Origin of the sequence: Pseudomonas grimontii (assembly GCF_007858185.1) — a bacterium.
In the GTDB taxonomy this organism is placed as follows: domain Bacteria; phylum Pseudomonadota; class Gammaproteobacteria; order Pseudomonadales; family Pseudomonadaceae; genus Aquipseudomonas; species Aquipseudomonas grimontii.
The window spans coordinates 1-20,655 of the sequence record NZ_VFES01000043.1 but is presented as its reverse complement, the minus strand read 5'-3'; the positions used below and the strand labels follow the sequence as shown (position 1 = coordinate 20,655).

18 protein-coding genes are annotated in these 20,655 nt (G+C 61.7%); 5 read left to right on the top strand and 13 right to left on the bottom strand.

What is annotated here, in order from left to right; genetic code table 11:
- Positions 1-196 precede the first annotated feature (196 nt).
- Complete coding sequence (locus FIV39_RS32580) at positions 197-1,258, bottom strand: HAD family hydrolase (RefSeq protein ID WP_090401622.1); 1,062 nt, start codon at positions 1,256-1,258, stop codon at positions 197-199.
- Between the two features lie 242 nt (positions 1,259-1,500).
- On the opposite strand from FIV39_RS32580, the gene FIV39_RS32575 reads away from it, so the two are divergent.
- Positions 1,501-2,892 carry an L-cystine transporter gene (locus FIV39_RS32575; RefSeq protein WP_090401621.1) on the top strand — a complete coding sequence of 464 codons (1,392 nt, stop codon included), beginning with the start codon at positions 1,501-1,503 and terminating at the stop codon, positions 2,890-2,892.
- 95 nt (positions 2,893-2,987) lie between these two features.
- Here the strand turns inward: FIV39_RS32575 and FIV39_RS32570 are convergent, their stop codons facing one another.
- A complete protein-coding gene (locus FIV39_RS32570) occupies positions 2,988-3,500 on the bottom strand; it encodes a dihydrofolate reductase (protein ID WP_090401620.1) in 513 nt (170 codons plus the stop codon).
- Positions 3,501-3,569: 69 nt separating this feature from the next.
- Here FIV39_RS32570 and FIV39_RS32565 point away from each other — a divergent pair, with 69 nt between their 5' ends.
- Together FIV39_RS32565 and FIV39_RS32560 are read left to right on the top strand one after the other, a co-directional pair.
- A complete protein-coding gene (locus tag FIV39_RS32565; protein WP_090401619.1) occupies positions 3,570-4,949 on the top strand; it encodes a DUF2868 domain-containing protein in 1,380 nt (459 codons plus the stop codon).
- Positions 4,942-6,309, top strand: a complete 1,368-nt coding sequence (locus FIV39_RS32560) for a DUF3482 domain-containing protein (protein WP_090401618.1) — start codon at positions 4,942-4,944, stop codon at positions 6,307-6,309. Before FIV39_RS32565 ends, FIV39_RS32560 begins: the two co-directional genes overlap by 8 nt.
- On the opposite strand, the gene FIV39_RS32555 is transcribed toward FIV39_RS32560, so the two are convergent.
- From FIV39_RS32555 to FIV39_RS32525, 7 genes are all read right to left on the bottom strand, one after another.
- Positions 6,306-6,860, bottom strand: a complete 555-nt coding sequence (locus FIV39_RS32555; protein WP_090401617.1) for a phosphonate degradation HD-domain oxygenase — start codon at positions 6,858-6,860, stop codon at positions 6,306-6,308. The genes FIV39_RS32560 and FIV39_RS32555 overlap by 4 nt on opposite strands.
- Positions 6,860-7,984, bottom strand: a complete 1,125-nt coding sequence (locus tag FIV39_RS32550; protein ID WP_090401616.1) for a TIGR03364 family FAD-dependent oxidoreductase — start codon at positions 7,982-7,984, stop codon at positions 6,860-6,862. Before FIV39_RS32550 ends, FIV39_RS32555 begins: the two co-directional genes overlap by 1 nt.
- Positions 7,985-8,102: 118 nt before the next feature.
- Positions 8,103-9,125, bottom strand: a complete 1,023-nt coding sequence (locus FIV39_RS32545) for a putative 2-aminoethylphosphonate ABC transporter substrate-binding protein (RefSeq protein ID WP_090401615.1) — start codon at positions 9,123-9,125, stop codon at positions 8,103-8,105.
- Positions 9,126-9,148: 23 nt separating this feature from the next.
- Positions 9,149-10,855, bottom strand: a complete 1,707-nt coding sequence (locus FIV39_RS32540) for a putative 2-aminoethylphosphonate ABC transporter permease subunit (protein ID WP_090401614.1) — start codon at positions 10,853-10,855, stop codon at positions 9,149-9,151.
- A gap of 1 nt (position 10,856) precedes the next feature.
- The gene (locus tag FIV39_RS32535) at positions 10,857-11,921 is read right to left on the bottom strand and encodes a putative 2-aminoethylphosphonate ABC transporter ATP-binding protein (RefSeq protein WP_090401613.1); all 1,065 of its coding nucleotides are present in this window, start codon (positions 11,919-11,921) and stop codon (positions 10,857-10,859) included.
- 246 nt (positions 11,922-12,167) lie between these two features.
- Positions 12,168-13,031, bottom strand: a complete 864-nt coding sequence (locus FIV39_RS32530; protein ID WP_090401612.1) for a LysR family transcriptional regulator — start codon at positions 13,029-13,031, stop codon at positions 12,168-12,170.
- Between the two features lie 16 nt (positions 13,032-13,047).
- The gene (locus FIV39_RS32525; RefSeq protein WP_090401611.1) at positions 13,048-15,300 is read right to left on the bottom strand and encodes a heavy metal translocating P-type ATPase; all 2,253 of its coding nucleotides are present in this window, start codon (positions 15,298-15,300) and stop codon (positions 13,048-13,050) included.
- A gap of 85 nt (positions 15,301-15,385) precedes the next feature.
- Here FIV39_RS32525 and cadR point away from each other — a divergent pair, with 85 nt between their 5' ends.
- Positions 15,386-15,826 (top strand): Cd(II)/Pb(II)-responsive transcriptional regulator, encoded by a 441-nt coding sequence (gene cadR, locus FIV39_RS32520; RefSeq protein ID WP_090401610.1) that lies wholly within the window; start codon positions 15,386-15,388, stop codon positions 15,824-15,826.
- Positions 15,827-15,965: 139 nt separating this feature from the next.
- On the opposite strand, the gene FIV39_RS32515 is transcribed toward cadR, so the two are convergent.
- The 3 genes from FIV39_RS32515 to FIV39_RS32505 form a co-directional block, all read right to left on the bottom strand.
- Entirely contained in the window at positions 15,966-16,799 is an 834-nt protein-coding gene (locus FIV39_RS32515) for a thymidylate synthase (protein ID WP_090401609.1), read from the bottom strand.
- A gap of 52 nt (positions 16,800-16,851) precedes the next feature.
- Complete coding sequence (gene lgt / locus FIV39_RS32510) at positions 16,852-17,664, bottom strand: prolipoprotein diacylglyceryl transferase (protein WP_090401608.1); 813 nt, start codon at positions 17,662-17,664, stop codon at positions 16,852-16,854.
- 65 nt (positions 17,665-17,729) lie between these two features.
- Positions 17,730-18,512, bottom strand: coding sequence for a sulfite exporter TauE/SafE family protein (locus FIV39_RS32505; RefSeq protein WP_090401607.1), 783 nt, complete (start codon positions 18,510-18,512; stop codon positions 17,730-17,732).
- A gap of 121 nt (positions 18,513-18,633) precedes the next feature.
- Between FIV39_RS32505 and FIV39_RS32500 the strand changes: the two genes are divergently transcribed.
- Positions 18,634-19,380, top strand: coding sequence for an NRDE family protein (locus tag FIV39_RS32500; protein WP_090401606.1), 747 nt, complete (start codon positions 18,634-18,636; stop codon positions 19,378-19,380).
- A 52-nt stretch (positions 19,381-19,432) separates the two neighbouring features.
- Here FIV39_RS32500 and FIV39_RS32495 read toward each other — a convergent pair whose 3' ends face one another.
- Positions 19,433-20,404: an IS110 family RNA-guided transposase gene (locus FIV39_RS32495; protein WP_090401137.1), complete on the bottom strand. Its 972-nt coding sequence runs from the start codon at positions 20,402-20,404 to the stop codon at positions 19,433-19,435.
- Between the last annotated feature and the right edge of the window lie 251 nt (positions 20,405-20,655).

Genomic DNA, 20,655 nt, shown 5'->3' with positions numbered 1-20,655 from the left:
TATTTACTTGCCTTGAAGAGTGGGGAACGATAAGTCGGAAACTGCGTGAATCCCCGCGAAAACGGGGATACCAGCAAGATGAGCTATGGAGTGGGAGATTTGGTTAGCGCATATGGGGCAAGCCCCCCCCACATTTTGATGTGTGAACACCTTCAACGGTGGGAGCGGGCTTGCCTGCGATGCAGGCGACTTGGTGTTACTGAATCTCGTCAGGCTTGACGATTACCCAGTTCTTGTCGGCCGTCACCGGCAACCCTTCCTTGGCCTGGGCCGCCGCATGCTTGGCCATCATGCCGTTAAGTTGAGTCATGTATTTGTCCTTGCGGTTGATCCACAGGTGGATGCCGCCCTTGGCCACGTCCACATCGTGGAACAGCATGTAGCCGTCGCTGGTCGGCGTATCGCCGCCGACGATCACCGGTTTTTTCCATTCGTCGATGTAGGTCAGGATCGCCGCGTGCTTGCCGGCCATCCACGTTGCCGGGGTCCACAGGTAGGGGGTCAACTCCAGGCCAAGGTTGGCTTTTTCGTCGTATTTGCCGGCGGCGATCTGTTTACGTGCGGTGGTCAGTTCGCCGGTCTTGCGGTCCTTGAGCAAGGTCGTCACGCCAATGACGTTCTCAGGTTTGACGTTGTAGCCGTACTTCGGATCGGCGGCGACCATGCGCACCAGTTCTTCCGACGCGGCAGTCATCACGTACACCTCGATGCCGTTTTCCATCAGCTTGTTGTACAGCTCGGCCTGGCCTGTGAATACTTTCGGCGGCTGTACCTCGGACTTCTTCACCACGTCGCCTTCGAAATAGCTGACCGGCACCGGTTTGCCGGAGGCCATCAACTCATCCACCTGCACCTTGAGTTCCTTGAGGGTGAAGCCGGAAAACACCTGCGCAACCCACGGGTAGCAGACCATGTCGTCGACTTCGCAGAGGCGATAGTAGTAGCTGAACAGGCTTTCCTTATGGTCGGCCGTGTCTTTGAACGGCATCAGCTTGAGCGACGGGTCGAGGCTGTCGCGGGTGATCAGGCCCTTGTTTTCCATGTAGGGCAGCAAGGACTCTTCGAGGTCGTAGCGGTAGCTGGTGTTGTCCATGTCGAACACCGCGAAGTTACCCTTGTTGGCGTTGGCGGCGATCATCTCGTTCAGTTGTTTGGCGGCAGGTGCCGGCCAGTGTTTCAACTCGGTGGCGGCAAACGCCTGGCTGGCGAGCCCCAGGCAAAGTACGGCGGATACCAGTAGTTTCGGCGCGAGCTTCATAGGCGTTGTCTCCCTGAGTGAAAGACATCGACGCTAACAAATCCCTGTGACAGTTCCCATGTCGAGCACGACAGTGCACATCCTGATCCCGCCAGCGGCATACACCTGAGCGTCAAACGCTTATTCCAAAAACGACAGCCACCATTCCATATTGGTATTAAATCAATATATTTCAAGCTGTTAGGCTTTCCGGTTCGCAATCGCAGGCTCACGCGATTGGCTGCCTTCTCAACGGAGCTTCAATGAATCTGCCCCTGATTCTCAATTTACTGGTGTTCGTGGCCCTGTTGCTGGGCCTGGCACAAACCCGTCGCACCCACTGGAGCCTCGCCAAGAAGGTCCTGTTCGCCCTGGTCCTGGGCGTGCTGTTCGGTGCGGCTTTGCACACGATCTATGGCGACGGCAACCCAGTGCTCAAAGCCTCCATCGGCTGGTTCGACCTGGTTGGTAATGGTTACGTGCAACTGCTGCAAATGATCGTGATCCCGCTGGTATTTGCCTCGATCCTCAGCGCCGTGGCGCGCCTGCATAACGCAGCGTCCCTGGGCAAGATCAGTTTCCTGACCATCGGCACCCTGTTGTTCACCACCGCGATTGCAGCGTTGATCGGTATCGGCCTGACCAACCTGTTCGGCCTCACCGCCGAAGGCCTGGTGGCCGGCACCCAGGAAATGGCGCGCCTGCAAGTGATCCAGAACGATTACGCGGGCAAGGTCGCCGACCTGAATATCCCGCAATTGCTGCTCTCGTTCGTGCCAGCCAACCCGTTCGCCGACCTGGCCCGGGCCAAGCCGACGTCGATCATCAGCGTGGTGATTTTCGCCGCATTCCTCGGGGTTGCCGCACTGCAACTGCTCAAGGATGACGTGGAAAAAGGCCAGAAGGTCCTCAACGCCATCGACACCCTGCAAGCCTGGGTAATGCGCCTGGTGCGCCTGGTGATGAAGCTGACCCCGTACGGTGTACTGGCGCTGATGACCAAAGTAGTCGCCGGTTCCAACCTGCAGGACATCATCAAGCTCGGCAGTTTTGTCGTGGTGTCGTACCTGGCCCTGGGCCTGATGTTCGTGGTACACGGCCTGCTGCTGTCCCTGGCCGGGATCAACCCACTGCGCTTCTTCCGCAAAGTCTGGCCGGTGCTGACGTTTGCCTTCACCAGCCGCTCCAGCGCGGCGGCGATCCCACTGAGCATTGAAGCGCAGACCCGTCGCCTGGGCATCCCACAGTCCATCGCCGGCTTCGCCGCCTCGTTTGGCGCGACCATCGGCCAGAACGGCTGCGCCGGTCTCTACCCTGCCATGTTGGCGGTGATGGTAGCGCCGACCGTGGGCATCAACCCGCTGGACCCACTGTGGATCGCGACCCTGGTAGCGATTGTGACCCTGAGTTCGGCCGGTGTGGCGGGCGTAGGCGGCGGCGCGACCTTTGCCGCGTTGATCGTGCTACCAGCCATGGGCTTGCCGGTGTCACTGGTGGCGCTGCTGATTTCCGTGGAGCCGTTGATCGACATGGGTCGCACGGCGCTGAACGTGAATGGTTCGATGACGGCGGGGGCGATTACCAGCCAGGTCATGGGGCAGACGGATAAAGCGTTGTTGGATGCGGATGAGCATGCGGAGTTAGCGCAGGCCTGATAGGCCGCCATCGGGGGCAAGCCCCCTCCCACAGTTGATCGAGCTCCAACATGAGAATGCGATCGAGTGTGGGAGGTGGCTTGCTCCCGATGCTTTTAGGCTTTTTCCCAGACTTCGAAGTTGTAAGCCGGCTTATCACCTTCGGCGGGGTTCGGCAGATTGGAAACCAACCTCCACTGGCTCGCATCAAACGCCGGAAACCACGCATCCCCCTCCGGGCTCAGCGCCACGCGCGTCAGGTACAGGCGATCCGCCTGTTCCAGCCCCTGCGCATACAACTGCGCACCGCCGATCAGCATCAGCTCATCCACGCCCTGCTCCAGCGCCCAGGCTTCAGCCCGCGCCACGGCGGCATCGAGTGACGGAAAAACTTCCGCACCTTCCAGCGCCAGATCGGTCTGACGGCTGACCACAATGTTCAAGCGCCCCGGCAGCGGTCGGCCCAGGGAGTCCCAGGTCTTGCGCCCCATGATGATCGGCTTGCCGAGCGTGGTGGCCTTGAAATATTTGAAATCCCCCGGCAAATGCCAGGGCATGCTGTTGTCGACGCCGATCACGCGGTTTTCACCGAGGGCTGCGATCAGGCTTAAAGGGAGAGTTTTTTTCATGGCGACGAGAATACCAGAGGTGCGAGTCAGCAGTTATGCTCCAGGCTCACGAACACAACAGGATGGCGCGTGACAGCACTGACCCCCCTGCACAAACTCTGGCTGACGGAAACCGTGCGCCTGCGTGAAGAACACGCCGGCCCCTTGGAAGACCAGGAAGCCAATCGCCTCGCCCGCACAGCGGGCGGCGACCTGCCGACGCGCATTCAACAGCGCGCCCTGCACCTCGCCGAACGCGACGGCCTGACCGCCGCCCTCACGCGCTGGCTGCAAGGTGCACGCCTGGCGCTGGTGCTGCTGGCGGTGGTGGCCGTCATCAGCGGTGCGGGCCTGGCCTTTGCGGCGCTGGGCAACGGCTTGACCCCAGTGAATGTGTTCTGGGCCCTGGGCAGCCTGCTCGGCCTGAACCTGATCCTGCTGTTGAGCTGGGCGTTGGGGCTGTTGTTTGCCGGCGAACACAGCGCCAGCCTCGGGCGCTTGTGGTTGTGGTTGAGTGAAAAGCTTGCGCGCGATGCCAAGGCCGCCCAACTGGCCCCGGCGTTGCTGCTGTTGCTGCAACGGCAGAAACTCAATCGCTGGGCAGTGGGCGTGCTGGTCAACAGCCTGTGGTTGCTGGCGCTGCTCAGCGCGCTGGTGATTCTGCTGACGCTGCTCGCCACCCGCCGTTACGGCTTTGTGTGGGAAACCACCATCCTCGGCGCCGACACCTTTGTCGCCGTGACCCAGGCCCTCGGCACCCTGCCCGCCCTGCTGGGCTTCAATGTGCCGACCGTCGAGATGATCCGTGCCAGCGGCGACTCCGCCCTGAACATCGAAAGCGCCCGCCAGGCCTGGGCCGCCTGGTTGGTCGGGGTATTGCTGGTCTACGGCCTGCTGCCAAGATTGATCCTCGCCCTGCTGTGCCTGTGGCGCTGGAAACGCGGGCGCGCCGCCCTGCGCCTGGACCTCAACCTGCCCGGCTACAGCCCACTGCGCGAACGCCTGATGCCCAGCAGCGAGCGCCTTGGGGTCAACGACGCCGCGCCGGAACAGCTGCACCACGTCACCGGCGGCGTCAGTGAGCTGGAAAGCGACGGCGCCTTACTCGTCGCCATCGAGCTGGACGATCAGCACCCTTGGCCACCCAAGCTGCCGGTCAATGTGAAGCACGCCGGCATCCTCGACAACCGCGAATCGCGCAACAAGCTCCTGGAGCAACTCAGCCGCTTCCCACCCGCGCGCCTGGCCATCGCCTGCGACCCGCGCCGTTCGCCCGACCGTGGCAGCCTGGCGCTGATCGCCGAACTCGCACGCAGCGCCGCCGCTACTCGTGTATGGCTGCTGCAAGCCCCGCCCGGCCAGGCGCTGGATGCCGAGCGCCTGGGCGACTGGCACAGCGCGCTGCAACAGTTGGAGCTGCCGTTCGCCGACTGCGCGCCGTTGAACTGGCTGGAGACCGGTCATGACTAAACCACTGAAACTCGCCGTGGTCGGCCACACCAACGTCGGCAAGACCTCGTTGCTGCGCACCCTCACCCGTGATGTCGGTTTCGGTGAAGTCTCCCATCGCCCCAGCACCACGCGGCATGTCGAAGGTGCGCGCTTGTCGGTCGACGGCGAAGCCTTGCTGGAGTTGTACGACACACCCGGCCTGGAAGATGCCATCGCCCTGCTCGATTACCTGGAACGCCTGGATCGCCCCGGCGAACGCTTGGACGGCCCGGCCCGCCTGGCGCGGTTCCTGGAGGGCAGCGAAGCCCGCCAGCGTTTCGAACAGGAAGCCAAGGTGCTGCGCCAACTGCTGGCCTCGGACGCCGGCCTGTATGTGATCGACGCTCGCGAGCCGGTGCTGGCCAAGTACCGTGATGAACTGCAAGTGCTGGCCAGTTGCGGCAAACCGTTGCTGCCGGTGCTCAACTTCGTCAGCAGCAGCGACCACCGCGAGCCGGACTGGCGTGAAGCCCTGGCGCGCCTCGGCCTGCATGCGCTGGTGCGTTTCGACAGCGTCGCACCGCCGGAAGACGGCGAACGTCGCTTGTATGAAAGCCTCGCCCTGCTGCTGGAAAACGCCCGGCCGCAGTTGCAGCGCTTGATCCTCGACCAGCAAGCCCAGCGCCAGGCCCGTCAACAGAGCGCCGCACGGTTGATTGCCGAATTGCTGATCGACTGCGCCGCGTGCCGACGCAGCGTGGTGACTGAAGATGAGCAACAAGCCATCAGCGATTTGCGCAAGGCGGTGCGTCAGCGCGAACAAAAATGCGTGGAGGCCTTGCTCAAGCTGTTCGGCTTCCGTCCCCAGGACGCTGCCGCCAGCGACTTGCCGTTGCTCGACGGCCGCTGGGGTGATGACCTGTTCAACCCGGAAACCCTCAAGCAACTCGGCGTGCGCGTGGGCGGTGGTATTGCCGCGGGCGCGGCGGCCGGTGCCGGTGTGGACCTGCTGGTCGGCGGGCTGACCCTCGGCGCCGCCGCCCTGGCGGGCGCCATCGCCGGTGGCGCGTTGCAGACCGCACGCAGCTACGGCAGCCGCCTGCTGGGCAAGATCAAAGGCCAACGCGAGCTGACCGTGGACGACAGCGTGCTGCGCCTGCTCGCCCTGCGTCAGCGCCAGTTGCTCAAGGCCCTGAACCTGCGCGGCCATGCGGCGATGCACAGCATCAAGGTCGATACGCCCCAGGACAAGACCTGGCGCGAAGGCAAATTGCCGGACGCGTTGCATAAGGCCCGCGCCCACCCGCAATGGTCGTCCCTCAACCCCCAGGCCAAACTGAGCCAGGCCGAGCGCCAGGAACAGGTCGAAGCCCTGGCCCAGCGCCTCGACGAGACTTAAGCCGCCAGCAGCTGCCGGGCCTTGGCCTTGAGCACCTCCAGGTCGAGCACTGGCACGTGCATTGCCTTGGCCTGTTCGTCCCAGTGGCGCATGCGCAGGCTGACCTGAAACAACGGGTCCTGCTCAAACGCCCGGGCCTCCTCGGCCGTCATCACGCCGCCCTGGTAACCCAGGGTGCGGCGGCTGGCCTCGCTCAAGCGTGCGTAGTAGTCCGGCTGGCTGAACGTCAGGTAGCGCTTGGCTTCGACGTGGTACTCCACCAGCCTGGCCATGCGTTCACTGAAGCCTGCGCGACGCAAATAGTCGGCGCCCAACCGTTCATGGCTGACCACACCATAACCGCCCATGTTCTCGCCATCCTGGCCACAGAGATGGCCGATATCGTGGAAGAACGCCGCCAGCACCACCTCATCATCGAAGCCTTCGGCCATGGCCAATTGCGCGGCCTGGGACATGTGCTCGATCTGCGACACCGGCTCGCCGATGTAATCCGCCGTGCCGTGCTGCTCGTACACACCAAAGACTTCGGCAATCGCACGTTCCGGGTTCATTAAGCGTCTCCCCACAGTGCGGTGATATTGCGCTCGGCCATCGCCGGCCCCACGCTCATGCCCACGCCGGTGTGCATCAGGGCGGCGCTCACGCCAGGTGCGGCCTGCACGAACGAAAACGGCGCCGGGCCCCTGGCACCGTAGACACCCTGCCAGCGCTCCACCACCTGGATCTTGCAACCCAAGGTCTGCTCGGCCAACTCGATCATCCAGTCATCCACTTGTTCGGCATTGAACGGCGAGGCGTCGCTGCCATAGTCGTGGGAGTCGCCGATGATCAGTTCGCCATGGGGCGTCGGGCTGATCAGCAGGTGAATCCCGTGTGCATGCAAGTGCGGCGCATCGCGCAGAATCTGCGCCTGTACCGACGCGGCTTCAGGCAGGTCGGCAAAGGCGCCGTAATGCACGCAACTGAGGCCGGTGAGCAAGGCATGTTGCAGGTTGAGGTTGAGCGCAGGCCGGGCGCGCAGCATTTGCAGGCGGCAGATCTGCGGGTTGAGTTCGGCGATGCTCTCGGCCAACAGGGTTTGATAATCGTGGCCGGAACAGACGATGACTTGCTCGCCACGAAAGCTGCCCGCCGTGCTGTGCACCTGGCCCGGCTCCACGTCACGCACCAGGGTGGAGAAGTAAAATTCCACACCCAGTTGCTGGCTCAAGTAGTGGATCAGCGCCGGTATCGCCTCGCGCGAATACAGTTGCTGGTCGTCCTTGCCATGCAGCGCGGCACGGTGATGGCGGAACTGGCCGCCATACAGATCCTTCATGGCCGCGCCTTGCAGCAACTCAACGTTGTAGCCGTACTCTTGCGCACGACCGGCGCAGAAAGCTTCCAGCAGGTGTTCTTCCGCGTCGGTGCGGGCGAACAGGTACGAGCCATTGCGCTTCAATTGAAGGCCCGCCTCCTGTGCCCAATGCCCCCAGATGTCACGGCTTTGCCGTGCCAGGTCGAGCATCGGCCCCGGCGGCTGCCCGGTGACCAGGGCCTGGCCGAAGTTGCGGACCGAGGCGCCCAGTGGCGCGGCGCTGCGCTCGAACACCTTGACCTTGAGCCCGCGCCTGGCGGCGGCGTAGGCGTGGGACAGGCCGAGGATGCCGGCGCCGATGATCAGTAGTTGTGTCATGAAGTGATGTCCTGTTTTCAAGACCGCCATCGGGGGCAAGCCCCCTCCCACAGGGGTACGCATTCCAAATGTGGGAGGGGGCTTGCTCCCGATGAGGCCAGTAGCCCTAACGAAAACCTTACTGCCCCGCCACCTTCTCCGACTTCCCGTCATAGCGCTTACGCCATTCGGTCAAAATGCTGTCGCGATTCTTCGACGCCCAGGCAAAGTCGTTCTTGATCAAACGCTGCTCGTAGTCGGCCGGCAATTCAGTCTGCGGCTTGGCGATCCCCGGCTGGGCGAGCACGGCAAAGTTGTCCTTGTACAGGTCCATTGCCGCTGTACTGGCGGAGAAATCCGCGAGTTTTTTCGCCGCCTCCGCATGGGCGGTGCCCTTGATCACGGCGGTGGCTTCGATGTCCCAACCCAGGCCTTCCTTCGGCAGGATGATGTCCAGCGGTGCGCCCTGGCGCTTCAGTTGCACGGCTGGGTACTCAAAGGAAATCCCGATCGGGAATTCACCGGACGCCGCCAGCTTGCAAGGCTTGGAGCCCGAATGTACGTATTGGCCGATGTTCTGGTGCAAGTCGTCCATGTACTGCCAGCCCTGCTTCTCGCCGAAGGTTTGCAGCCAGGCGCTCACATCCAGGAAGCCGGTGCCGGACGATGCAGGGTTGGGCATCACGATCTTGCCCTTGTACTCGGGCTTGGTCAGGTCTTGCCAGCTCACCGGCTTGGTCAGGCCCTGTTTCTCGGCTTCGACCGTGTTGAAGCAAATAGTCGCGGCCCACACATCCATGCCGACCCAGGCCGGTGGGTTAGCGGCGTCACGGTAATTCTTGCCGATCTTGTCCAGGTCCTTGGGGGCGTAATTGTCCAGCATGCCTTGCTGATCGAGGATCGCCAGGCTCGACGCGGCCAGGCCCCAGACCACGTCGGCTTGGGGGCGGTCTTTTTCGGCCAGCAGCTTGGCGGTAATGATGCCGGTGGAGTCGCGCACCCATTTGATCTCGACGTCCGGGTTGGCCTGCTCGAAGGCTTTTTTGTAGGTCTTCAACTGCTCGGCTTCAAGGGCCGTGTACACGGTCAACTCGGTCTTGGCGAAAGCATTCAGGCTGAATGCAGTGAGTACGGCAGCGACCAGCGCCAGGGGCTTGAACATGGAGCACCTCCTTCAGGGATGTTTTATTGGCCGGGCGCGGTCTGGCGCCAGGCTTGGGAGCGGCGCAAGGCGCCACGTGAAGCCCACGCCAGCAGCAGCGAAACGCTGCCTGAGGTGAACAGGATCAGGGTGGACATGGCCGCCGCGCCGCCCACATTGCCGGCATCGTCCATGTTCAACACGGCGACGGCGGCGAGGATGGTGTCAGGGCTGTAGAGGAAGATCGCGGCGGACACGGTGGTCATCGCCGACACAAACAGGTAGCGCACGATGTCCAGCAGCGCCGGCAGGCAGATCGGTACCGTGACGTTTAAGTAATGGCGATACAGCGGCGCCTTGAGCGACAGCGCCGCCGCTTCGAACTCGGCGTCCAACTGGCGCAGCGCGGTGGTGGCGGTCATCTGCGCGGTGGTCAAATAGTGAGCAATGGTGCACACCACCAGGAGGGTCATGGTGCCGTAGAACACATGCAGCGGGTTGCCACTCAGATTGAAAAAGAACACGTAGCCCAGGCCCAACACCAACCCCGGCACGGCCATCGGCACAAAGCTGAGCATGCGCAGTGCCAGGTTCAGGCCCTTCTGGCCCTTGGTCTTTTCCATCAGGTAGGCGCCGGTGAAGATCAATACGCTGCCGATCAACGCCGTGCACAACGCCAGGGTCAGGCTGTTGCGATAGGCCAGCCAACCGCCGCCGGCCGTGTCTTCGAACTGATAGTGGCTGAGCGACAGCGACAGGTTGTACGGCCAGAACTTCACCAACGAGGAGTACACCGCCATGCCGAACACCAGCAGCAACACGGCGCAGATCAGCAGCACGATGAGCAGGTAGCAGCCATCCCGTACACGCGACGGCACCGGCTGGAAGACTTGGGCACGGCCACTCATGCCGTCACCTTGGCGACGACGCAACCAGGCGTCGACGCCAAAGCTGAACAGCGCCGGCAGCAGCAACACCATGCCGATCAACGCACCGCGACCGAACTGTTGCTGGCCGACCACTGCCTTGTAGGCCTCCAGCGCCAGCACCTGGTAATCACCACCCACCACCACGGGCACGCCGAAGTCGGTAATGGTCAGGGTGAACACCAGGCAGAACGCGGCAAACACCGCCTGGCGCGTGGCCGGCCAGGTGATGCTGCGGAACGCCCGCGCAGGGCTGGCGCCCATGCTTGAGGCTGCGTCGAACAAGCGCGCATCGGCCAGGGACAGCGCCGACAGCAAAATCATCAGGGCATGTGGGAAGGTGTAGATCACTTCGCCCAGCACAATGCCCCAGAAGCCGTAGATGTTGTCCGAGAGCAACCCGCGCAACATGCCCTGGTTACCGAACAGGTAGACCAGCGCAATCCCCGGCAGCATCGACGGTGCCATCAACGGCAGCAGCGACAGGCCGCGCCAGAGGGCCTTGCCGGGAATCAACGTGCGTTGCAGGGCGTAGGCAAACAGGTAGGCCAGCGGTACGGCAATGGCCGCTACGCTGAGGGAGACTTTCAGGCTATTGCCCAGCAGCCAGTGGAAGTTGGTGCTGGTGACCAACTCACGTGCGGCGACCAGACCACCGCCCTGCCCGGCTTCACTGCTGAAGCCGCGCCAGAAGATCGCCAGCAGTGGCAGCAATACGGCGATGCCCAGCAGCAACAGCCAGAGCAGTTTGCCGCCGACCACGAAAATACGGTCGCCGGTTTCGGCGCGGGACACTTGGCGCGGCAGCGTCATGACAGCGGCCATCTCAGGCAAACACCTGCAGGCTGCGCGGCGGCAAGGCTACCCAGATGTCCTGGGCGCCCAGGCGCGGCATGGCTTCCGGGGCCAGTTCGGCAAGCAGCGGATGGCCGGGCAGTTGCTCCAGCTCGAAGCTCATGCGGCAGCGGTTGCCGAGGAAGGTAATCTCGCGGACCTTGGCCGGGAACAGGTTTTCTTCATGCACCGGCGGGTTGACGTTGATCGCTTCCGGGCGGCAGAACAGCCGGCCGGACTTGGCCACGCCGGCATCCTCGGCCAGGCGCATGTTCATCCCGCCGACCTGGGCATGGCTGGCACTGTTGCGGCTGAACGGCAGCCAATTGCCCTGGCCGACAAACTCCGCCACAAACGGCGTAGCCGGGCGGTCGTAGATTTCCTGAGGCGTGGCGTATTGCTCGACCTTGCCGTTGTTCATCACGGCGATGCGATCGGCCATCAACATCGCTTCGTCCTGGTTGTGGGTGACCATCAGGGTGGTGATACCGAGGCGCCGTTGCAGCTGGCGCAGCTCAGTGCACAGGTGTTCGCGAACGCGGGCGTCGAGGGCCGACATTGGCTCATCCAGCAACAGCAACGACGGGGCCGGTGCCAGTGCACGGGCCAGGGCGACGCGCTGCTGCTGACCGCCGGAGAGTTGACCGGGGTATTTCTTTTCACTGCCGAGTAGCCCCACCAGTTCAAGCATCTGTCCGACGCGCTGGCGCACTTCATCGCGACCGCTGCCGGTGAGGCCGTAGCCGATGTTCGCTTCGACGGTGAGATTGGGAAACAGCGCGTAGGACTGGAACAGAATGCCGTAGTCCCGAGCTTGGGGCGGCAGCAGGGAAACATCCCGATCACCCAGGTAAAGTTCGCCGCTGTCCTGGCGCTCCAGGCCAGCGATGCAGCGCAGCAACGTGGTCTTGCCGCAGCCGGAAGGGCCCAGCAGGCACACCAGCTCGCCGGCTGCCACGTCCAGGGAGACATTGTCCAACGCCGTAAAGGCGCCGAAGCGTTTCTGGATACCGCGCACTTTCATCGGCGCGCCGGGTTGGGTCAGGACTGTGTTCATGGTGGCACCTCATCAAACTGATGAAGGCCATGCTAGGCAGGCAATGCGTCCCTCTTATGGCAGAAAGGCAAAACGCGGCGATAGTGGTATTCGCAGATTTGGGTAGGCAATTTAGAGACGGGTTGTCTGGTCTACCGCAATCGGGGGCAAGCCCCCTCCCACATTTGACCGAGTTCCAACATGGAAATGCGGTCACCTGTGGGAGGGGGCTTGCCCCCGATTGGTCCCCAAAGCCACTACAAGGCTTTAAATCGGCGACATTTCCTGCGCCAACCCTAGAAACGCCGCCGGCAGACGAGCGCCTTTTCGTTCCTTGAGGCAGTACAGGTACTCCGGAATCTGCGGCGCATTCTCGATGGTCAGCACCCGCAACTGCGGATCGTGGGGCACTTCCTGGCGGGCGATGATGCTGATGCCGATATTGCGCAGCACCGCTTCGCGGATCGATTCACGGCTGCCGATTTCCAGCAGCGGCCCATAACTCACGCCCGCACCTTGCAGCATCTCTTCCGTAAGCCGCCGCGTGGTGGAGCCCGCTTCACGCATCAACAGCGTATGCCCCGCCAACGCACCCAGCGGCACATGGTCGAGCTTGGCCAGCGGGTGATTGCGGTGCACCGCCAACACCAGTGGATCGGTGCCCAGCACGCGGCGGATCAGGCGCGGGTCTTCAAGCAACTGCGAGGATGCCGCGACATCGACGCGGTAATCGTCCAGCGCTTCGAGTACCTGCTGGGAGTTGCCGATTTCCACCGACACCTCCACCTGCGGCAGGCGTTCGCGAAAGGCTTTGACCAGATCGAGGATGTAGTACGGCGCTGTCGCGGCAATCCTCAGCGCGCCCTGAACCTGGCCGCTGTTGCGCAGGAAAAACTCGATGTCCGCTTCCTGCTGCAGCAGCGTCTTGACCATCGGCAGCAGGCGCGCACCCTCGTCGCTGACAGTGAGGCGGCGCCCGCCACGGTAGAACAGCTCAACGCCGTACTGGCTTTCCAGGTTGCGAATCTGGGTGGTGACGGTGGGCTGGCTCAAGCCGAGTTTTTTCGCCGCCTGGGTGATGCTGCCCAGGCGGGCAACCATAAAAAACGCCTTCAACTCGGCACTCAGCACACCACCCTCTCATCCTCTATTTGCGCAACAGGCGCAGGCCATTGAACACCACGAGCAGGGCCACGCCCATGTCGGCGAACACCGCCATCCACATGGTGGCCAGGCCCAGGAAGGTGACCACCAGGAAGATTGCCTTGATCACCAGCGCCAGGGCGATGTTCTGCTTGAGGATACTCGACGTTTGCCGCGACAAACGAATGAATGCCGGAATCTTGCGCAAATCATCGTCCATCAAGGCCACGTCGGCGGTCTCGATGGCGGTGTCGGTACCTGCTGCGGCCATGGCGAAGCCAATCTCGGCGCGGGCCAGGGCCGGGGCGTCGTTGATGCCGTCGCCGACCATACCCACCCGGTGGCCTTGGCCGTAGAGGGCTTCGATGGCTTGCAGCTTGTCGGTGGGCAACAGGTCGCCCTGGGCCTGGTCGATGCCGACCTGGGCGGCAATCGCCTGGGCGGTGTGGGTGTTGTCGCCAGTGAGCATCAGGGTCTTGATGCCCAGCTCATGCAACTGCTGGATGGCTTCGCGGCTGCTGTCCTTGACCGTGTCGGCCACCGCGAACAGTGCCAGCGGGCCGGACTTGTCGAGCAGCAGCACCACGGACTTGCCTTGTTTCTCCAGGGCGAACAGCTTTTCCTCCAGCTCCGGCGAGCATAAGCCCAGGTCTTCCACGAGGCGGTGATTGCCCAAGTGGTAGGTCTGGCCATTGATATCGCCGCGCACGCCGCGACCGGCCAGGGCTTCGAAGTTATCCACAACGTGCATAGGCAGGTTTTTATCCACAGCAGCAAAGGCAATTGCCAGGGACACGGGGTGGTCGGAACGCCCGGCCAAACTGGCAGCCAGGGCCGGGGCGCTGTCTTCGACATTGGGGAACAGCGCCAGGTAGTCGGTTTGCACCGGCTTGCCGTGGGTGATGGTGCCGGTCTTGTCGAGGGCCAGGTAGTCAAGCTTGTAACCGCCCTCCAGGTACACACCGCCCTTGATCAGGATGCCTTTGCGCGCCGCAGCCGCGAGGCCGCTGACGATGGTCACCGGGGTGGAGATCACCAACGCACAAGGGCAAGCCACCACCAGCAGCACCAGGGCGCGGTAGATCCAGTCGAACCAGGCGCCGGCCATGAACAGCGGCGGTATCACGGCCACGCCCAGGGCGAACAGGAACACGGCCGGGGTGTAGATTTTCGAGAAGCTGTCGACAAAACGCTGGGTCGGTGCCCGTGCGCCTTGGGCCTGTTCCACCGCATGGATGATGCGTGCCAGGGTGGAGTTGTTGGCGGCCGCCGTGACCTTGTACTCCAGGGAGCCGGCCTGGTTGATGGTGCCGGCGAAGACTTTATCGCCCACGCTCTTTTCAATCGGCAGGCTTTCACCGGTGATCGGCGCCTGGTCGATGGTGGATTGGCCGGCGGTGACTTCACCGTCCAGGCCAATGCGCTCGCCGGGCTTTACCCGCACGATTGCTCCAAGTTCAATGCTTTTAACTTCCTGTTCAATCCAGTTGCCATCGGCCTGCCGCACCGTGGCCTGTTCCGGTGTCATCTGCATCAAGCCGCTAATGGCATTGCGTGCACGGTCCAGGGACTTGGCTTCGATCAGTTCGGCCACGGTAAACAGGAACATCACCATCGCCGCTTCCGGCCACTGGCCAATCAGGATGGCGCCGGTCACCGCGATGCTCATCAGCGCGTTGATGTTCAGGTTGAGGTTTTTCAGGGCAATCCAGCCCTTTTTATAGGTGGTGAGGCCGCCGCTGAGGATCGACACCAGCGCCACGATGGCGATGACCCAGGTCGGCGCAGCGTTGGTGAAGTGCAGTATTTCAGCGCCCAACGCGCCGACACCGGACAACGCCAGCGGCCACCAATGCTTCTTGGCGGGCGGCTCGGCAGCCGGGGTGCCCTCCACGATCGGATCGGCCTGCATGCCCAGGGATTTGATCGCATCGATGATCGGCGCGGTGCTCGGCAGGTCATGGGTGACGCCGAGGATGCGATTGATCAGGTTGAACTCCAGCTGCTGCACACCAGCGAGCTTGCCCAGTTTGTTCTGGATCAGCGTCTGCTCGGTGGGGCAGTCCATGGCTTCGATGCGGAAGGTGCTCAGGCGTGAGCCGGCAGTCGACGCCTCGCTCAGTTGCACCAACGCAGACGCGAGCGCGCCGGAACAGCAGGAACCGCCATGACCGTGGTCATGCACTGGCGTGAGTTTCTTCGGGCCATGATCATGGTCGTGGTCATGTTTGTGCGGGGTATGGAGGGAGTCGCTCATTCTGTCGCGTCCGTAAAGGTGCCTGTTGCCAAGTAAAGACCCTGTAGCCACTATAGGGTCAAGCACCCATTTGGAGATTGCTGCGATGAAGATCGGCGAACTGGCCAAACTGACCGACTGCCCGGTGGAAACCATCCGTTATTACGAGAAAGAAGGCCTGCTGCCACCCCCGGCACGCACCGACGCCAACTACCGCGTGTACACCCAGGCGCACACCGAGCGGCTGATCTTTATCCGCAACTGCCGCAGCCTCGACATGACCCTGGAAGAGATCCGCAGTTTGCTCGGGTTACGGGACAGCCCTCAGGACCAGTGTGAAAACGTGAATGCCTTGATCGACGAGCATATCCACCATGTGAAAGCGCGGATTGACGGGCTGTTGGCGTTGCAGGAGCAATTGCTGGACCTGCGTCAACGCTGCGGCGGCGGGGATCAGTGTGGGATTTTGCAGCAGTTGGAGGTCAGCGGAGGTGTTGCCGCCAACGAGGCCGAACCCTCACATGTGGGCAGAAGCCACGGCCATTAATTCAAGCAAACGCGGTTCAAATGTGGGAGGAGGCTTGCCCCAGATGCGGAGTTTCAGCCACCAAATACTTAGCTGATCCACCGCTATCGGGGGCAAGCCCCCTCCCACACAAGCCGACACCTTAAGACCAAGACAGCCTTCAGATAGCCACGTCGGCCTTGATGCTTGGATCAGCGTCATAGCCCACGATTTCAAAATCTTCGAACTTGTAATCGTAGATCGACGCCGGCTTACGCTTGATCACCAGTTCCGGCAGCTTCTTCGGCGTGCGCGCCAGCTGGGTCTGGATCTGTTCCATGTGGTTGCTGTAGGCGTGGGTGTCGCCGGTGGTGACGATGATCTCGTGGGGGATCAGGTCGCATTGCTGGGCCAGCATGTGGGTCAGCAGCGCCAGGGCGGCGGTGTTGTACGGCAGGCCGAGGAACACGTCGGAACTGCGAATGTACAACTGCATCGACAGATGGCCGTCATGTACGAACGCCTGGTACAGCAGGTGGCACGGTGGCAGGGCTTGTTTGCCGTTGCGCGCGTTTTCCTGCGGGCTCTTGGTTTCGTCCGGCAGGTACTCGACGTTCCAGCCGTGGAACAGGATGCGGCGGCTGTTGGGGTTGGTCTTGAGCGTGTGCACCATGTAGTCGATCTGGTTGATCGTGCCGCCGTCCTTGGTCGGCCAGGCGGTCCACTGTTCGCCGTACACCGGCCCCAGGTCACCTTCTTCGGTGGCCCATTCGTCCCAGATTTTTACGCCGTTTTCGTTCAGCCACTTGATGTTGGTGTTGCCGCTCAACATCCAGATCAGCTCATTGGCGATGCTTTTGAAGTGAAGCTTCTTGGTGGTCAGCAGCGGGAAGCCGTCGGCCAAGTTATGCCGATACTGACGGGCGAACACGGCCTTGGTGCCGGTGCCGGTGCGATCGCCCTTGGTCAATCCATTGGTCACGACGTCGTTCAGTAGTTCGAGATATTGCTTCATGTCATTACCTGTATCGTTGAAGCCGAGACCTTGCAGGCCCCGGCATTCGAATTTAAAGCGCGGTGTTCTTCAGCGGTTGCGGACGGTTGTACGCCCACCACAGCAGGCCCAGGCCGACGAGGATCATCGGGATACTGAGCACCTGGCCCATGGTCAGCCAGCCCCAGGCCAGATAGCCCAGCTGTGCATCCGGCACGCGCACGAATTCGACGATGAAACGGAAGATCCCGTAGAACAGCGCGAACATGCCGGAAACGGCCATGGTCGGGCGCGGTTTGCGCGAGAAGAGGTACAGGATAAGGAACAGTGCCACGCCTTCCAACGCGAACTGGTACAGCTGCGACGGATGGCGCGGCAGTTGCGCCGGGTCGCTGAACGGCGGGAACACCATGGCCCACGGCACGTCGGTCGGCTTGCCCCACAACTCGGCATTGATGAAGTTACCAATACGCCCGGCACCCAGGCCGATCGGCACCAGTGGCGCGACGAAGTCCATCAACTGGAAGAACGACTTGCCATTACGACGGCCGAACCACCAGGCCGCGATCATCACGCCGATAAAGCCACCGTGGAAGGCCATGCCGCCTTTCCACACTTCGAAGATCAGCGTCGGGTTGGCGATGTAGGCAGAGAGATCGTAAAACAGCACATACCCCAGTCGTCCGCCGACAATAACGCCCATCGACAACCAGAACACCATGTCGGAGAGCTTCTCCTTGGTCCAGGTCGGGTCGAAACGGTTCAGGCGCCGGGAGGCCAGCAGCCATGCACCGCCGATGCCGATCAGGTACATCAACCCGTACCAGTGGATTTTCAGCGGACCGATGGCCAGGGCCACCGGGTCGATCTGCGGGTAAGGCAGCATTGCGACTCCTCGTTAAATCATTCGTTATGGCGACCGGACCATGCCCGGGCGCGATTAAGCCTGCGTTACAGCAAAAAATTCAAACCGACGCAAAACAGCAGTGCGGCGAACAGCCGCTTCAACAGACGCGGCGACAACCGGTGCGCCAGGCGCGCGCCGAAACGGGCAAACACCATGCTGGTCAGGGCAATGCCCAGCAGCGCCGGCAAATACACGAACCCTAGACTATGAGCGGGCAACAGCGGGTCATGCCAGCCCAGAATCATGAAACTTAATGCACTGGCCAGGGCAATCGGCAAGCCACAGGCCGATGAGGTGGCCACCGCCTGCTGCATCGGTACGCTGCGCCAGGTCAAAAACGGCACGGTCAGCGAGCCGCCGCCGATGCCGAAAATCGCCGAAGCCCAGCCAATCACTGTACCGGCCAGGGTCAGGCCAAGCTTGCCGGGCACCGTGCGGCTGGCCTTGGGCTTGACCTCAAGGGCCAATTGCACGGCGATGATCAGCGCGAACACGCCGATGATCTTCTGCAAGTTGGGGCCGGAAATAGCCTCGGCGGTCAGCGCACCAAAACCGGCGCCGATCAGGATGCCCACGGTCATCCATACAAAGATCGGCCAACGCACCGCGCCACGTCGGTGGTGCTCACGCACGGCATTGACCGAGGTAAAGATGATCGTCGCCAGGGACGTGCCCACGGCCAGGTGAGTCAGCACCTGCGGGTCGAAGCCCTGCAAGGTGAAGCTGAACACGAGCACCGGCACGATGATGATCCCGCCGCCCACGCCAAACAGCCCGGCGAGCACACCCGCGCACGCGCCCAGCAGCAAATACAGCAGAAATTCCATGGGAGCCCCCAAACCAAGTCCGGCATGTTAACGGATGGAAGGCATGCGACCCAACTGGATACGATGGAACGCTGCTGCCGGTGTGGGTAGAGTGGCTAAAAACACAAAAGGAAATCGCCTGATGTGCCTGATTGTTTTTGCCTGGCGGCCGGGCCACGCCCAACCGCTGATCGTCGCGGCCAACCGTGATGAATTCTACGCCCGCCCCAGCCTGCCGCTGGCCCAATGGCCGGATACGCCCGAGGTCTACGCCGGCCGCGACCAGGAAGCGGGCGGCACCTGGCTGGGGGTCAATGCCGATGGGCGTTTTGCAGCCCTGACCAACATCCGCGACCCGCACCAGCCACCCGCACGCAAGTCCCGTGGGGAACTCGTGGCGCGGTTTCTCAGTGGTTCGCTACCGATTGACGAGTATCTTGCCGACGTTAACGGCCGATCGATTGAATATGCCGGTTTTAACCTGCTGGTGGGGACGCGGGAAGCGTTGTGGCACTACAACGCCAATGACACCGAGCCGACGCAACTGAAGGCCGGCGTTTATGGGTTATCCAATGCAGGGCTGGACACGCCGTGGCCGAAGTTGCTTAAGGCCAAGGCGGCGTTGAGCGAGGTGCTGGCAGACCCGCAGCCGGAAGCGTTACTGGAGATTTTGAGCGACCCGCAGACGGCGTCGTTTGCTGACTTGCCCGATACCGGCGTGGGGTTGGCGACGGAGAGTCTGCTGTCGAGTGTGTTTATCGCCAGTCCCAGTTATGGGACGCGGGCGAGCACGGCGTTGATTGTGAATGCCGATGGCACGCGGCGGATGGTGGAGCGAAGCTTCGGACCGCATGGGGGGCGGCTCGGAGAGGTAGAACTCAAGTTCTGACGCTGATGCCGTATTACCCAGCACCGCCCCCCCGTAGATACCGTCTTGAACCTCACCGGACAAGAGCAAAATTCGGGTCATAAGGCTGGCCCGACTTGAGCACGGCGTAAACAAAATGCAGCAGCTTGCGCATCGCAGCACAAATGATCTGCTTGGGGGCCTTGCCGTTGGCCTTCAAGCGGTCCTTCATGGCTTTGATCGCCTCGTTATGCTTCAACGCAACAAGACCTGGCATGTAGAGACCCGCCCGTACGCGTACCGAACCAATTTTTGAGATCGTCGAGCGCCCCTTTAACTGGCCTGAATCATGGAGCTTAGGGTTAAGACCGGCAGCTGCAACCAGTTTACGAGGATCGTCGTACTTACGTAGGTCGCCCAGCTCGGCCAGCAGCCGCTCAATCGTTTTCTGCCCGATGCCATCGATGGTGACGATCAAGTCGCGCATCTGGCGCATGTCCGGGTCATCATCAATGTGTTTTTTAATCGTTTTATGCGTTTCAGTGATCTCTTTTTCGATATGCCGCAACACCGAGTTGATGGAGGCCTTGACCTTTTCATCGGACACTTCGAGTCGATTACGCTCCATTTGCTCGATCTCCTGAAGGTCATCCAGACGACGAACCATGGCTTTCAACTGGCGATACCTCAGTGGTTCTGGTGCCCAAAGCTTCAGCTTTTCATTTTTTTCCCGGGCGAAGTCGGCAAGTAATTTGGCGTCGCTTTTATCGGTTTTGATCCGACGAAGTTCGCTTCCAGCGTACGAATGAGCTGTGGCTGGATTGACGACGCAGACTTGATAACCCTTGTTGTAAACGAACTCAGCAAGCTCTAAGTGATAGACGCTGGTTGCTTCCATCACGATCAAAGCAGAAGACTCAACATGCTTGTTCAACCAGGCTTCAAACTCTTTGAAACCCTTGGCATCGTTGCTCAGCTTGGCCTTGGTTTTGTGCTTGCCGTTTGGCAGGTGTGTAGCAATATCAAACGTGTTTTTAGCAACATCTACGCCAACGAAACTGGTCATACCCCTCTCCCAATCAGGTCGATTACGATCATCACTGCACTCTGTCCAAGCTTGCAAATGCAGGCTCTCGCCGAAGGCGGGCCTAAGATACCGTACGAATTACACGAGTGAGTGTGGAGGGTTGGAGCCCGATCTACGTTACAGGCTAAAAGCCTAAGCAGCTGTGCGGCTTCCAAGTCCCTCCCTCGATGATCAGTCGAGAACTATTACTCCTGACGGAGCGATAGTCGAGATACAAGCAGCTGTCGAGC

Coding starts and splice junctions, on each gene's coding strand:
- FIV39_RS32555 (WP_090401617.1), bottom strand. CDS start 6,860: ATGAACCCGGAACGTGCGATTGCCGAAGTCTTTGGTGTGTACGAGCAG.
- FIV39_RS32560 (WP_090401618.1), top strand. CDS start 4,942: ATGACTAAACCACTGAAACTCGCCGTGGTCGGCCACACCAACGTCGGC.
- FIV39_RS32570 (WP_090401620.1), bottom strand. CDS start 3,500: ATGAAAAAAACTCTCCCTTTAAGCCTGATCGCAGCCCTCGGTGAAAAC.
- FIV39_RS32580 (WP_090401622.1), bottom strand. CDS start 1,258: ATGAAGCTCGCGCCGAAACTACTGGTATCCGCCGTACTTTGCCTGGGG.
- cadR (WP_090401610.1), top strand. CDS start 15,386: ATGAAGATCGGCGAACTGGCCAAACTGACCGACTGCCCGGTGGAAACC.
- FIV39_RS32495 (WP_090401137.1), bottom strand. CDS start 20,404: ATGACCAGTTTCGTTGGCGTAGATGTTGCTAAAAACACGTTTGATATT.
- FIV39_RS32500 (WP_090401606.1), top strand. CDS start 18,634: ATGTGCCTGATTGTTTTTGCCTGGCGGCCGGGCCACGCCCAACCGCTG.
- FIV39_RS32540 (WP_090401614.1), bottom strand. CDS start 10,855: ATGGCCGCTGTCATGACGCTGCCGCGCCAAGTGTCCCGCGCCGAAACC.
- FIV39_RS32525 (WP_090401611.1), bottom strand. CDS start 15,300: ATGAGCGACTCCCTCCATACCCCGCACAAACATGACCACGACCATGAT.
- FIV39_RS32505 (WP_090401607.1), bottom strand. CDS start 18,512: ATGGAATTTCTGCTGTATTTGCTGCTGGGCGCGTGCGCGGGTGTGCTC.
- FIV39_RS32575 (WP_090401621.1), top strand. CDS start 1,501: ATGAATCTGCCCCTGATTCTCAATTTACTGGTGTTCGTGGCCCTGTTG.
- FIV39_RS32515 (WP_090401609.1), bottom strand. CDS start 16,799: ATGAAGCAATATCTCGAACTACTGAACGACGTCGTGACCAATGGATTG.
- FIV39_RS32550 (WP_090401616.1), bottom strand. CDS start 7,984: ATGACACAACTACTGATCATCGGCGCCGGCATCCTCGGCCTGTCCCAC.
- lgt (WP_090401608.1), bottom strand. CDS start 17,664: ATGCTGCCTTACCCGCAGATCGACCCGGTGGCCCTGGCCATCGGTCCG.
- FIV39_RS32535 (WP_090401613.1), bottom strand. CDS start 11,921: ATGAACACAGTCCTGACCCAACCCGGCGCGCCGATGAAAGTGCGCGGT.
- FIV39_RS32545 (WP_090401615.1), bottom strand. CDS start 9,125: ATGTTCAAGCCCCTGGCGCTGGTCGCTGCCGTACTCACTGCATTCAGC.